Genomic DNA, 13,660 nt, shown 5'->3' with positions numbered 1-13,660 from the left:
TCCCCTAGTTGAGGTTTTGCGCCGCTAGCGTCAACAGGCTTTCGCGGCTTTTTTACAGACGATTGCGTCAGTTGGTCCGGTTCTCATGGAAATGGTTATAAACTTGGCGGGCGACAGTCTCCGAAATTCCCTCGACTGCCATCAGATCGTTCAACCCGGCGCGCGAAACCGCTTTCGCCGTGCCAAAATGCTGCAAAAGCTTGCGCTTGCGGCCGGGGCCGATGCCGGCGATCTCGTCGAGCGGGTTCTTGATCATTTCCTTCTTGCGCCGTGCCCGGTGTGAACCGATGGCAAAGCGGTGTGCCTCATCGCGCATGCGCTGCACGAAATAGAGAACCGGATCGCGCGGCGGCAGCGAAAAATCGCTTTTGCCATCGGCAAAAAAGCGTTCGCGGCCGGCATCGCGGTCCACACCCTTGGCGACGCCGATGGCGGTCACCACGTCGCGGATGCCGAGTTCGTCGAGAATGGCGCGCACCGCCGTCATCTGACCCTGACCACCGTCGATCAGGATCACGTCCGGCCATGCCGGGAAGGCTGCATCGTTGATGTCTTCGCGTGAGGCTTCCGCCGTTTCCTCGGTACTGGTGGCCGCCGAAATGCTGCGGTTGGGAATGCCTTCCTCCTTGATCAGGCGGGAGAAGCGCCGCGTCATCACTTCCTTCATCATGCCAAAGTCGTCTCCGGGCGTGATGTCGGTCGATTTGATGTTGAACTTTCGGTACTGGCCTTTGACGAAACCTTCCGGTCCGGCCACGACCATGCCGCCCACGGCATTGGTGCCCATGATGTGGGAGTTGTCGTAGATCTCGATGCGCTGCGGCACGTAAGGCAGCTTGAACGTCTCGGCCAAGCCGGCCAATAGGCGCGTCTGCGAAGAGGTTTCCGCCAGTTTTCGTCCATGTGCCTCGCGTGCGTTTGAGGCAACGTGTTCGACCAGATCGCGTTTTTCCCCACGCTGCGGCACGGATATCGACACCTTGTGTCCGGCCTTTTCCGAAAAGGCCAGTGCCAGCAATTCCTGCTCCTCGACGGTTTCCGAAAGCAGGATCTGTTTCGGCACCGGCTTGTCATCGTAAAACTGCGCGAGAAACGCGTTGAGCACTTCCGCGCCCGGCATCTGCGGGTCGGCTTTTGGAAAATAGGCGCGGTTGCCCCAGTTCTGGCCGGTGCGGAAAAAGAACACCTGGATACAGGTCAGCCCACCCTCGTGATGGATGGCAAAAATATCCGCTTCCTCGACGCCAGCTGGGTTGATGCCCTGATGGCTCTGAACGTGGGAAAGCGCCGCCAGACGATCGCGATAGACCGCAGCCCGCTCGAAATCGAGATCTTCCGAGGCTTCAGCCATCTGCTTGGCGATGACGGTTTTGACGTTCTGGCTCTGGCCGGACAGGAAGTCGGCCGCTTCCTTGACGAGTTCCGCATACCCCGCATCGCTGACCTCATGCGTGCAGGGGCCGGAACAGCGCTTGATTTGATAAAGCAGACAGGGCCGCGTGCGCGTCTCGAACACGCTGTCGGTGCAGGTGCGCAGCAGAAAGGCGCGTTGCAACGAATTGATGGTGCGGCCGACGGCGGATGCCGATGCGAACGGCCCGAAATACTGGCCTTTTCGCGCGCGCGCGCCACGATGCTTCAGAAGAGCGGGCGCGCGGTGATCGCCGCTGATGAGAATATAGGGAAACGACTTGTCGTCGCGCAAAAGCACGTTGAAGCGCGGGCGCAGGCGCTTGATCAGGTTGGCTTCCAGCAGCAGAGCTTCGGTTTCCGTCCGTGTGGTGACGAATTCCATATGGGTGGTTTCGCGCACCATCCGCGTCAGGCGGTTCGAGTGCAGCCGCCCTTGCGCATAATTGCCGACGCGCTTTTTCAGGCTGCGTGCCTTGCCGACATACATCACGTCGCCGGCCTCGTTGAACATGCGATAGACGCCCGGCGCATTCGGCAGGTGTTTGACGAATTCGGCAATCAGGTCAGCGCCCTTGAGGCCATTGTCGTTTTTGACCGCCTCGTTCCAGTCGATCGCCGTCGTCAGGCGCGCGGCGTCGCTTTCCGGCGCTGTCGCATCCAGCGCGGAATCATCGTCGTCTTCGTCGGTCTCGTCATAGAGCACACCGCCGTCGGGCAGTTTTGCAGAATTCATTCATTGATCTCCGCCACATCCGGCGTTTGCCACGCCAGATGCTGGCCGCCGTCGAGCGCGACCATCTGGCCGGTGATCGAGGGCGTATTGAACAGAAAGCGAATCGTCCGCCCGAATTCCTCCGGTGCCGGACCCTGCTTTAATATAAGGGCGGAGAGTTGGGTCTGAAAGTCCTCGTCTGTCTGTCGCGGGCTTTTGAAGCTCGGGCCGGGACCGATCGCATTGACGCGCACGCGTGGGCCGAAAGCCTGGGCCAGCGTCTTCGTTGCCGTCCAGAGTGCGGATTTCGATAGCGTGTAGGAATAGAAGCGCGGCGTCAGCGCCCAGACGCGCTGGTCGATCATGTTGACGATCAGGCCCGACGTATTGGTGGGCAGTTGCGCCAGAAATGCAGCCGAAAGGACAGATGGCGCTTTGACGTGGATGGCAAAGTGCTGCTCGAAAGCGTCGGCGTCAAAACTCTCGGCACTGTCCTCGCGAAAGATCGAGGCATTGTTCACAAGAAGACCGAGCGGGCCAAGTTCGGCTGCGACTCGGGCGACAAGATTTTCCGTTTCGACCGCGTCCAGAAGGTTGGCCCGGATGGCGATCGCTTTTGCGCCCTCCTGCCGCAATCGGGCAGCAAGGCTTTCGGCTTCCTCGATCGCCTCATTCGCATGGATTGCGACGGCAAAGCCGTTTGCCGCCAGATCGCTGCAAATCGCAGCACCGATCCGTCGGGCCGCTCCGGTCACAAGTACGGTTCTGGGAGATTTCACAGGTAAATCTACGCTCTTCTCTGCGGGTATAGGTCTTGTTCCTCATATAGACATGGATTGAGTCGGGTGGAAGGCTATCGAAAATGATAGTTGCACGAGCTGGCGCGATGTATTATTTGAGTGGCGGCGCTGTAGAGCTTGAGATTAAAATTAATATACTTGTTTAAACTTTTAAGTAAGGTTAATAAAGTGCATGTTGCGATCAAGCAACATCCAGATTCAGCCTTCTCTCCGCCACAAACAATTCACATTTCGGCTCTTTCATCTCCGCAATTGACCTCCACTTTCATCTCCAACGGGCGACGAACCGAATGTTTTTGGAACCATACAGGTTTCGCAGCGTTCACCGACCCGAATTAAAGGAGATTAAGTATGCGTACCCTTATCGCTTCCATCATCGTTTCCGGCGTAAGCCTCATCGCAGTCTCGGCTGCCCAGGCTGCTGATGCCGTCGAGCAGATCCCGGAAGCACCGGTTGCCGTTGAACAGCCGGCTCCGGCTGCCAACTGGTCGGGTTATTACCTCGGCGCCACCGGCAACTACGACTTCGCCGGCACCCCGACGGGCGGCAGCGTTCACAGCGATGCAGACGGTTGGGGCGGTTCGCTCTACACCGGTTACAACTGGCAGAGCGGCCAGATCGTTTACGGTGTTGAAGCCGACGTCGGTTATGCTGATCAGAAGGGCGCCGCTGGCGGTGTCGACATGAAGGAAGGCTGGAACGGCTCCGTTCGTGGCCGCGTCGGTTACGACCTCAGCCCGGTTCTCGTTTACGGTACGGCCGGTGTTGCTGCCGCCAACAACAAGGTATCCAACGCTGCCGGTTCCGACGACAAGACCGCAGTCGGCTACACGGTTGGCGCCGGTGTCGAAACGATGGTGACCGACAACATCACCGCTCGTGTAGAATACCGCTACACCGACTACCAGAAGAAGGACTTCAACATCGACGGCACCACCTACTCGCGTGGTTTTGACGACAACAGCGTCAAGGTCGGTATCGGCATGAAGTTCTAATCCGGATTATCGGATTGGTTTCGAGAGGCCGGGAGCGAAAGCTTCCGGCCTTTTTCGTTTGGGCAGGTGGCGGGCCTCAATCCATCTGGATATTGGCGTCCTTCACCACCGGTCCCCATTTGGCCAGTTCGGCGGTGACGTGTTTGCCAAGGTCTTCCGGCGTCGAACCGACGATCGTGGCGCTGAATTCCTTCATCCGCTCCGCCACCTTCGGGTCCTTCAGCGCCGTATTGGCGGCTTCGTTCAGCTTGGCCACCACTTCGGGAGGCGTGCCGGCCGGTGCAAACAGCGCATTCCAGGTATAGGTCTCGTAACCCGGCACGGTTTCCGCCACCGTCGGCACGTCGGGGAAGGACGGCGCGCGTTCCTTGGTGGTCACGCCAAGCGCCTTCAGGGTCTTGCCCTTGATATGGCCGGAGGAGGAGGGCAGGTTGTCGAACATGATCGAGATCTGGTTGCCGATCAGGTCGTTCAGCGCCGGGCCCGCTCCCTTGTAGGGCACGTGCTGCATGGTCGTGCCGGTCATCGACTTGAACAGTTCACCGGAGAGATGCAGCGGCGTGCCATTGCCGGATGAGGCGTAGGAATATTTGTCCGGTTCCTTCTTGAGGAGGTCGATCAGTTCCTGCACGGAATTGACCGGCAGTTGCGGATTGACCACCAGCACGTTCGGCACCACGACCAGCAGCGAAACGGGTGAAAAATCCTTTTCCGGATCATATGGTTTCGTCTTGAGGATCAAGGGGTTGAGCGCATGTGTTGCGACGGTTCCCATCAGGATCGTGTAGCCGTCCGGCTCCGCGCGCGCCACGCGGTCGGCGCCGAGATTACCGCCGGCACCCGCCACGTTTTCGACGACGACCTGCTGGCCTAAAATCTCGCCCATTTTCTGAGCGACCACGCGTCCGACCACATCGGTGGAGCCGCCCGCTGCAAACGGCACGACCAGCGTGACGGTGTTGTTGGGAAAATTCTGGGCCTGAACCGCCGACCCGAGCGACATCAGGGTAAGGGCCGAGCCCGCCAGGGCAAGCGCTGCCCGCCGCGTGAACGCAGAATGTTTCATGAGTTCCTCCTCTGCGGCCTCCCGCCGCTAGCGCGATAGTAGCGGAGGAGGAACTGAGAGCAAGCGTTTGCAGCCTGCTCTCAGCCTAAGGTCGTAGAGACGCCTTGCGGGGAGGAGGAGACCGCCTCAGCCGGCCGACTTCATTTCGTTATAATCGCTAAAACGCTTTGCGAAGGTTTCGCGCCATGCGGCGAGGAAGGGGCGATCCTCTTCCCACTGTCCGGCGAAACGCAGATCCAGATAACCGAGCAGCGCTGCCAGCGAAAAATGGCCGCCATTCAGCTTCTTGCCGGTCTTCGGCAGGTTCTTTTCGAGGTAATCGAGGCCGCGCGTGACCTTGCTCCACTGCTTGTCGATCCACGGCTGGTGCACCTTGTCCTCCGGGCGGAAACGGCGTTCGTAGACGATGGCAAGCAGGCAGTCGGTAATGCCGTCGCACAGCGCTTCCAGCACTTCCGCATCGGTGCGCTTCTCGTGTTTTTTCGGATAGAGCCGATTGCCGGACAGGCGGTCGAGATAGGACATGATGGCGATGCTGTCATAGACCGCGCGGCCGTCGGCGGTGAGCAGCGTCGGAATTTTTCCAAGCGGATTGTTGTCCATCAGCTCGGCCGGTTCCTGATTGGTGTCGGTCTTCACCTCCTCGACATCGAGGCTCAGGTAACGCGCGGCCATGCGGCACTTGGCCGAATAGGGGGAGGCGGGGGAGTAGAGGATCTTCATTGCGAGAATACCATGTTGGAGATCAGGAAATCATTGCGCCGGGGGCACATTGACGCGAGAGAGCGAACAACTGCGCCGATCGACTTCCGGGCAGGTGCGGAAACCAAAATCCTTGGTCATGCAGATGCGCACCTCGTCCAGCTTGTCGCGCTCACAGGTGACGGCAATGCCTTGCGGCTGCATGCCGGGATTGTCCTTGATGAAGGCATCCTCGATGGCGCTTGTGGAAAGGGTCTGTGCCGCTGTCGGATCGGCAAGGCCTGCCGGCATCTTGATACGATCATAGGCGGTGCGGATCGCCTTCAGATAGTCACGTTGCGAAAGGCCGCTGCAGGCGCCATGCTTGCGCCATTGATGACCGATCAGCCCCATCGATGGCATGATGTCGAACAGCGGCCGGCCGAGTTCGTTGGGCACGCGACCCGGTTCGCCGACCTTGCAGAATTCCGGGTAACCGCGCTCGTATTGCGGCCACAGCCCATGCACGATGAAACCGAAGTCCTTGTCCGCACCGCATTGCTGGGCATTGCGCCCGCCTTTCTGTGCATCACAAAAGGTCGGCGACCAGGACAATGACAGGACATAGAAATCGAACACGCCAGCTTCACCGCGCGGCCGATTGCGCTCCTGTGACGAAGCGTCCGTTGCCGGTGTCAAAACGGCGCAAAACGCCAGCATGGTGGCGGATGCGAGCCGGATGGCGGAGAAAAGCTTCCTCGTCATGGTCGAAAAATCCCGGTCTTTGGAACACGAATGCGTTGGAAAGGTTGAATGGTTAGGAATTTGGCGGGTAAACTGCTGCTTCGCGGGCGGCAGCAAATCGCGGCCGTGGTGAGGAGTGAAGAGCGAAACGGCTTAATGACATTCAAGAAATACCTTTGGCCAACGGTTGGCGCGCTGACGATAGCGCTTTCGGCATGGCTTCTCTACAAGGAATTGCGCGGCCTGTCTCTGGATGACGTCTGGGACAGTCTGATGGCGATCCCCATGATGCATTGGCTGCTGGCGGCAGGATCGACCTTGGTCGCCTATGCGGCGCTGGCAGGTTACGATCGCATCGCGTTGATGCATCTGGGCAAGAAGATCGACTGGTGGTTCATCACCATCTGCTCGTTCACCACCTATGCGCTGTCGCACAATGTCGGTGCCTCGGTCGTGTCGGGTGCGGTGGTGCGTTACCGGGCCTATTCGACGCGTGGCCTGACGCCGGCCGAAATCGGCGTGCTGATCGCCACCTGCTCCTTCACCTTCATGCTCGGCACCTTGCTGCTGGCCGGCATGGTTCTGGTCTATGAACCGGAACTGATGGAACGGTTCGGCGATCTCGTGCCCGTCGAGGCGTCTGCCGCGACCGGTGTTCTGATCCTCGCGCTGATCGGCCTTTATGTCGTTGCGTCCTTCATGAAGCTGAAGCCGCTGAAACTCGGGTCCATCAACATCTTCTATCCGGCACCGAAAGTGGTGATGCCGCAGCTGATCATCGCGCCGATCGAGCTGATCGGTGCCGCCGGCATCATCTATTTTGCATTGCCGGAAGCCGGCAATCCCGGCTTCATGATCGTGCTTGGCATCTTTCTGATCTCGTTCTCGGCAGCACTTCTGTCGCATGCGCCGGGAGGTCTTGGCGTGCTGGAACTGGTCTTCCTGATGGGCCTGCCGGACATGAACCAGGCGGATGTGATCGCCGCCCTTCTGGTCTTCCGGCTGTTCTACCTGATCATCCCGTTCGTGATGGCGCTGGTCGTCATCCTCATTTTCGAACGCTCGCAGTTCAGGCAGAACAACCCGCCGGACCTGAAGCGTGGAGAACAGCAGGAAAGCTGAAAAGAAAAGGCGCCCCGGGAGGCGCCTTTTTTCATTCCTCGTCGCGTTCGATGACCTCTTCGCCGCGCAGCCAGAAGGCGCGCTGCGAGGCGTATCTGTCCTTGGCCATCACATCCTTCAGCGCCGGCAGAACCAGATGCAGATCATCCTTCAGCGTGAAGGGCGGATTGACGATGATCAGGCCGGAGCCGTTCAGGCCGGTCGTCTCGCGGTCGCTGATCACGGTCAGTTCTGCGCACAGCATTTTTGGAATGTTGAGTGCCTGAAGCTGTTCGTGAAAAGCCTTGATCGGAGCCCCCTTTTTCAACGGATACCACAGGCAATAGGTACCGCCCGGAAAACGCCGGTAAGCTGTCGCCAGACCTTTCACGAGGCGGTCGTATTCGCCTTCCAGCTCGAAGGGCGGATCGACCAGCACCACGCCACGCTTTTCCTTCGGCGGCAGATGCGCGCCAAGCGCCAGCCAGCCGTCAAGCTCGGTCACGCGGGTCTGGAAGTCGCCTTCGAACAGGCGCGAGAGACGGGTATTGTCTTCCGGGTGCAGTTCCATCGCCGCCAGACGATCCTGTGGGCGAAACAGCATGCGCGAAAGTTTTGGCGAACCGGGATAAAGTTTCAGCGCACCGTCGGTCTCGAAACCCGGATTGAGTTCGCGCACGGCATCCATATAAGGTTTCAGCACGGCAGCGACCGCAGGCGAAAATTCCGCCGCCATCACCTTGCCGATGCCGTCGCGCCATTCACCCGTCTTCTGGGCCTCTTCGGAAGAGAGGTCGTAAAGGCCGATGCCCGCATGTGTATCGAGCACGCGAAAAGCCTTGTCCTTCTTCTGCATGTAGAGAACCAGCTGAGCCAGCACCGCATGCTTCAGGACGTCGGCAAAATTGCCGGCATGGTAGATGTGGCGGTAGTTCATGGCAGCTCCGGATGAATAAAATTGATGACCCGCAAATCTCGCTTTTTGCGGGCCTGCCCATGCCATATAGAAATCCGATGAACATTGCGACGCCCATCTCCGCCACAAACCTGCCCGGCCACAATTCCGTTGCGCACACGGTCTGTCCGCACGACTGTCCGTCGGCCTGCGCGCTCGATATCGATATCACTGCTGAAGGCAAGATCGGACGGGTGCGTGGCTCGGCGGATAACAGTTATACGGCAGGCGTCATCTGCGCCAAGGTCGCGCGCTACGCCGAGCGGCTGTATCATCCCGGCCGTCTGTTGGTGCCGCAGCGTCGGGCAGGGGCCAAGGGCGATGGCAATTGGCAGGAGATTTCCTGGGAAGCCGCGCTCGACGAGATCGCCAATGCCTTCGTCAGGGCCGAGGCCCGCCACGGTTCGGAAGCCGTCTGGCCGTATTTTTATGCGGGCACGATGGGGCAGGTGCAGCGCGACAGCATCGAGCGCCTGCGCCACGCCAAAAAATATTCCGGCTTCTTCGGCACGATCTGCACCAACATGGCCTGGACGGGTTATGTGATGGGCACGGGCGACCTGCGTGGTCCCGATCCGCGCGAAATCGCCAGGGCCGATTGCGTGGTGATTTGGGGATCGAATGTCGTCTCCACCCAGGTCAATGTGATGACCCACGCGATAAAAGCCCGCAAGGAACGCGGCGCAAAAATCGTCGTGGTCGATATCTACGACAACCCGACGATGAAACAGGCGGACATGGCGCTGACCGTGCGCCCCGGCACCGATGCTGCACTTGCCTGCGCCGTCATGCATATCGCTTTCCGCGACGGGTATGCCGACCGCGCCTATATGGCGAAATTTTCGGACGATCCGGCCGGTCTCGAAGCGCATCTGAAAACCCGCACGCCGGAATGGGCCTCCGCCATCACCGGTCTGTCGGTGGAAGAAATCGAAGCCTTCGCCCGCCTGGTCGGTACGACCAAGAAGACCTTCTTCCGCTTGGGCTACGGTTTTGCTCGCCAGCGCAACGGCACCGCCGCCATGCATGCGGCGCTTTCCATAGCCACCGTGCTCGGCTCCTGGCAATATGAAGGTGGCGGCGCTTTTCACAACAATGGTGCTATCTATCATCTCGACAAGTCGCACCTGATGGGTACGGCCTTCGTCGATCCCGATATCCGCATGCTCGACCAGTCGCAGATCGGCCGTGTGCTGACCGGTGATGCCGAGGCGCTGCGGTATCGTGGTCCGGTCGATGCGCTGCTGATCCAGAACACCAACCCGATGAATGTCGCACCGGAACAGCGCCTCGTCCGCGATGGTTTCATGCGCGATGACCTGTTCGTCGCGGTGCACGAGCAGTTCATGACCGATACGGCCAAGGTCGCCGATATCGTGCTGCCGGCCACCATGTTCGTGGAACATGACGACCTTTATCGCGGTGGCGGCCACATGCACATTCTGCTCGGCCCGAAAATCGTGGAGCCGCCGGCAACGGTACGCACCAATCTCTTCGTTATCGAAGAACTGGCAAAACGGCTAGGCATCGACCACTGTCCCGGCTTTGGGGAGGATGAGCGCAGTCATATAGACCGTATTCTGTCTGACAGCGGCTGGCCGGGTTACGACGATCTGGCGCGCGACAAGTGGATCGATGCCCAGCCGGATTTCGAGACGGCGCATTATCTGAACGGTTTCGGTTATGAGGACGGCAAATTCCGCTTCAGCCCGGACTGGCAGAACGGCCCGTCACCGGACAAACCGCCGGAAAATGTCGGCACGCTTGGTCCTTTCGCCAACCTGCCGGTCTTCCCCGATCATGTCGAACTGATCGAGATGCCGGACGAGGACCATCCGTTCCGGCTGGCGACATCGCCGGCCCGCAGCTTTCTCAACTCCTCCTTCACCGAAACAAACGGCTCGGTGCAGAAGGAGGGCAGGCCAAACGTGATGATCGAGCCATCCGATGCGGAACGTCTTGGCGTTGTTGATGGTGATATCGTGCGCATCGGCAACGGTCGCGGCGATATCCGGCTGCATGCCCGCATCGTGCCGGGGGCAAAGCCCGGCGTACTTGTCGCAGAAGGCCTGTGGCCCAATTCGGCGCATCTCGATGGCGAGGGCATCAATGTTTTGACCGGCGCCGATGCGGTTGCCCCTTACGGTGGCGCCGCATTCCACGACAATCGGGTCTGGCTCCAGAAAGCCTGATCCTGCATCATCGCCCAAATGGAATCACAGGCCCGAGTTGGAATAACAGGAACGGACATGATCGACATCGACACTTCCGAAGCAGAACGCGTGCGTCTCGTTGGTCGGGAAATGCTCTACAAAGGGTTTGTGCGGCTGGAAAAGCTGACTTTCGAACAACGCATGTCCGATGGCAGTCTCGTCACCATTCACCGTGAAATCCATGATCATGGCAGTGCCGCAGCCATTCTACTGCACAATCCGGGCGATGATACCGTTGTTCTGGTTCGTCAGTTCCGACCGGCTGCTTTCGTCAATGGTGATCCCGGCTTCATGCTCGAACTGCCGGCCGGTCTTGTCGATGAAGGCGAAAATCCTGCCGAAGCCGTCATTCGTGAAGCGATGGAAGAAACCGGTTTCCAGATCGATCTGGCGCATCATATCTGCGAAATGTATCCAAGCCCGGGTGCCGTCACGGAAAAACTGTCCCTGTTTGCAGCCAGCATCGATGCGACGAAAAAGGTCGGAGATGGTGGTGGTCTGGCCGGAGAGGGGGAGGATATCGAGATCGTCACGCTCGGTCTCGATGATGCCTATCACATGATCGGTAGCGGTGAGATTACAGACGCCAAGACGGTCGTTGCCCTGCAATGGGCGATGATCAACCGCGCAAAACTGTCTTCAGGGAACCTCGGCTGAGGCAGCCGCGTTGGGATGACGCTGATACGGCCGACAAGGCCGATGTCATCAAGCCAGCAGCGGCACACCTTCCCGTGCCGCTGCTGCGCGCAACGGCTCTATAATACGCCAATCAAAATCTCTTTTGTTCGTCTGGAAAGTGTGCCGTTGAGAATTTCGGGCAGTCCCCGAGATAATATGCAATCCTTACGCCCCTCAAGGTCTGATACCGGCATGTGCCTTCGTCACCCTTGGCGCCAAACGACCGCACTTCTTGTATCAGCCAGCCATAACCACTCAGATACCCGCTAAACAACACGATAACTGGGGCTGCTATCGCCAACCATTTAGCAATTCGCATAAATTCCGCTCCACCTGATATCACAGGATAGAGCCACCCGGAAAACCCGTCAATCGCGGCTCAGAGGCTGGCGGAAACGATGCGCTGGTCTGCAAGGCCGGCATCCGTGCCGGGCGCGGAAATCGCCTTGCCACCTTCCATCCGCACCTTGCCCTCGGCCAGCGCCTTCAGCGCCAGCGGATAGAGCTTGTGCTCGACGGTCAACACACGTGCCGCCAATGTGTCGGATGTGTCGTCGGCCAGAACCGGCACGGCCGCCTGCGCCACGATTGGGCCTTCGTCCATGCCTTCGGTGACGAAATGGACCGAGCAGCCGGCTATCTTCATGCCGGCGTCGATGGCGCGCTGATGGGTATGCAGGCCGGCAAACAGCGGCAGAAGCGAGGGATGGATATTGATGATCCGGCCTTCGTAACGGGAAATGAAATCACCCGAGATCAGCCGCATGTAACCGGCAAGACAGATGATATCGGGCTTGATGACCTCGAGCGCGTCGAGGATTGCCAGTTCGTGTTCGATCTTGCTGCCATAGGCGCGGCGTTCGAACACGCGGGTCATGATGCCGCGTGCGGCCGCCTTGGCAAGCCCGCCGGCATCCGGCTTGTCAGAAATGACGGCAACGATCTCGGCCGGAAAGTCTTCGCTCGCACAGGCATCCGCCAACGACACCATGTTGGAGCCTCCGCCGGAAATGAAGGCGACGACGCGTTTGCGGCCGAAGGTCGATGTCATAGGCCGAGCGTGCCCTTGTAGACGGTGCCTGCACCGCCTTCTTCGCGGGCGATGATGTGGCCGAGCTGCACGACGGTTTCGCCCTCGGCGGCCAGCGCCTCGGTCACGGTCTTTGCGTTTTCAGCCGAAACGACGACGATCATGCCAACGCCGCAGTTGAAGGTGCGCAGCATTTCGGTCGGCGCAACGCCGCCGGTCTTGGCCAGCCACGAAAATACCGGCGGAACCGGGATGTTGGAAAGCTCGATTTCAGCCGCCAGATGGTCAGGCAATACGCGCGGAATATTGTCCGGGAAACCGCCGCCGGTGATGTGGGCGAGTGCCTTGAGCGCGCCTGTGCTCCGGATCGCGGCAAGCAGCGGCTTTACATAAATTCGGGTCGGGGTCAGCAGCGCTTCGCCGAGCGTCTTGCCGTCCGCGAACGGGGCAGGGGCATCCCAGCCGAGACCCGACAGCGAAACGATCTTGCGCACCAGCGAAAAGCCGTTGGAGTGCACGCCGGAAGAGGTGAGGCCCAGAATGACATCGCCTTCGGCCAGATCGCCGGCCGGCAGCAGTTTTCCGCGCTCGGCGGCACCGACGGCAAAACCGGCGAGATCGTAATCACCTTCGGAATACATGCCGGGCATTTCGGCGGTCTCGCCGCCGATCAGCGCGCAGCCTGCCTGGCGGCAGCCCTCGGCAATCCCGAGAACGATCGCGGCACCCTGTTCCGGGTCGAGCTTGCCGGTGGCGTAATAGTCGAGGAAGAGAAGCGGTTCGGCGCCCTGCACGACGAGGTCGTTGACGCACATGGCAACGAGGTCGATGCCAACCGTGTCGTGGCGGTTGGCGTCGATGGCGATCTTCAGCTTGGTGCCGACGCCGTCATTGGCGGCCACCAGGATCGGGTCGTTGAAGCCCGCAGCTTTCAGATCGAACAGGCCGCCGAAGCCGCCGATCTCGCCATCGGCGCCCGGACGGCGCGTCGAGCGCACGGCCGGCTTGATCTTTTCCACCATCAGATTGCCCGCATCGATATCGACGCCCGCATCGCTATAGGTGAGACCGTTCTTGCCCGCCTCGCTCATCGCATGTTCTCCAATGAAGCCATTGCATGTCTGCCGGAAACGCCCAGGGGAAGCAAAGCGAACCCCGGTCAGGGGCATGCATATAATCGTTTGGCCCGCAATTGCACGATGGGCCTTCGGATGCAAGCGCCACCACGGTTTCCATGGGTTTTTACAGGCAGTTCACAGGGTTTTCACAGG

Annotated in this window: 12 protein-coding genes; 4 read left to right on the top strand and 8 right to left on the bottom strand. The window is 59.7% G+C overall.

The features are described 5' to 3' along the window. Window positions 1-67: 67 nt before the first annotated feature. A complete protein-coding gene (uvrC, locus tag J2T09_RS19020; RefSeq protein WP_306837563.1) occupies window positions 68-2,146 on the bottom strand; it encodes an excinuclease ABC subunit UvrC in 2,079 nt (692 codons plus the stop codon). Further along, the gene (locus J2T09_RS19015; RefSeq protein WP_306837562.1) at window positions 2,143-2,904 is read right to left on the bottom strand and encodes an SDR family oxidoreductase; all 762 of its coding nucleotides are present in this window, start codon (window positions 2,902-2,904) and stop codon (window positions 2,143-2,145) included. The genes uvrC and J2T09_RS19015 overlap by 4 nt, the downstream gene beginning before the upstream one ends. A 372-nt stretch (window positions 2,905-3,276) precedes the next feature. Between J2T09_RS19015 and J2T09_RS19010 the strand changes: the two genes are divergently transcribed. Beyond that, window positions 3,277-3,921, top strand: coding sequence for an outer membrane protein (locus J2T09_RS19010; RefSeq protein WP_306837561.1), 645 nt, complete (start codon window positions 3,277-3,279; stop codon window positions 3,919-3,921). Between the two features lie 76 nt (window positions 3,922-3,997). Here the strand turns inward: J2T09_RS19010 and J2T09_RS19005 are convergent, their stop codons facing one another. The 3 genes from J2T09_RS19005 to J2T09_RS18995 all read right to left on the bottom strand — a co-directional run bounded on the left by J2T09_RS19005 (window position 3,998) and on the right by J2T09_RS18995 (window position 6,433). Then, the gene (locus J2T09_RS19005; protein ID WP_306837560.1) at window positions 3,998-4,987 is read right to left on the bottom strand and encodes a Bug family tripartite tricarboxylate transporter substrate binding protein; all 990 of its coding nucleotides are present in this window, start codon (window positions 4,985-4,987) and stop codon (window positions 3,998-4,000) included. Window positions 4,988-5,113: 126 nt separating this feature from the next. Continuing rightward, window positions 5,114-5,710: a glutathione S-transferase gene (locus J2T09_RS19000; protein ID WP_306837559.1), complete on the bottom strand. Its 597-nt coding sequence runs from the start codon at window positions 5,708-5,710 to the stop codon at window positions 5,114-5,116. Between the two features lie 30 nt (window positions 5,711-5,740). Beyond that, a complete protein-coding gene (locus tag J2T09_RS18995; protein ID WP_306837558.1) occupies window positions 5,741-6,433 on the bottom strand; it encodes a ribonuclease T2 family protein in 693 nt (230 codons plus the stop codon). A 135-nt stretch (window positions 6,434-6,568) separates the two neighbouring features. Here J2T09_RS18995 and J2T09_RS18990 point away from each other — a divergent pair, with 135 nt between their 5' ends. After that, window positions 6,569-7,534, top strand: a complete 966-nt coding sequence (locus J2T09_RS18990) for a lysylphosphatidylglycerol synthase domain-containing protein (protein ID WP_306837557.1) — start codon at window positions 6,569-6,571, stop codon at window positions 7,532-7,534. A 31-nt stretch (window positions 7,535-7,565) separates the two neighbouring features. Here J2T09_RS18990 and J2T09_RS18985 read toward each other — a convergent pair whose 3' ends face one another. After that, a complete protein-coding gene (locus J2T09_RS18985; RefSeq protein WP_306837556.1) occupies window positions 7,566-8,450 on the bottom strand; it encodes a 23S rRNA (adenine(2030)-N(6))-methyltransferase RlmJ in 885 nt (294 codons plus the stop codon). A gap of 77 nt (window positions 8,451-8,527) precedes the next feature. Here J2T09_RS18985 and J2T09_RS18980 point away from each other — a divergent pair, with 77 nt between their 5' ends. Continuing rightward, window positions 8,528-10,660, top strand: a complete 2,133-nt coding sequence (locus tag J2T09_RS18980) for a molybdopterin-containing oxidoreductase family protein (RefSeq protein ID WP_306837555.1) — start codon at window positions 8,528-8,530, stop codon at window positions 10,658-10,660. Between the two features lie 57 nt (window positions 10,661-10,717). Then, on the top strand, window positions 10,718-11,338 hold the full coding sequence (locus J2T09_RS18975; RefSeq protein WP_306837554.1) for an NUDIX domain-containing protein: 621 nt from the start codon (window positions 10,718-10,720) through the stop codon (window positions 11,336-11,338). 400 nt (window positions 11,339-11,738) lie between these two features. On the opposite strand, the gene purN is transcribed toward J2T09_RS18975, so the two are convergent. Both purN and purM read right to left on the bottom strand, forming a co-directional pair. After that, window positions 11,739-12,410 (bottom strand): phosphoribosylglycinamide formyltransferase, encoded by a 672-nt coding sequence (purN, locus tag J2T09_RS18970; RefSeq protein ID WP_306837553.1) that lies wholly within the window; start codon window positions 12,408-12,410, stop codon window positions 11,739-11,741. Beyond that, the gene (gene purM, locus J2T09_RS18965) at window positions 12,407-13,480 is read right to left on the bottom strand and encodes a phosphoribosylformylglycinamidine cyclo-ligase (protein WP_306837552.1); all 1,074 of its coding nucleotides are present in this window, start codon (window positions 13,478-13,480) and stop codon (window positions 12,407-12,409) included. The genes purN and purM overlap by 4 nt, the downstream gene beginning before the upstream one ends. Between the last annotated feature and the right edge of the window lie 180 nt (window positions 13,481-13,660).

This window comes from Neorhizobium huautlense (genome assembly GCF_030811685.1).
Lineage (GTDB): Bacteria > Pseudomonadota > Alphaproteobacteria > Rhizobiales > Rhizobiaceae > Neorhizobium > Neorhizobium huautlense_A.
The sequence above is the reverse complement of the archived record's forward strand: the minus strand, read 5'-3'. Positions and strand labels throughout refer to the sequence as shown.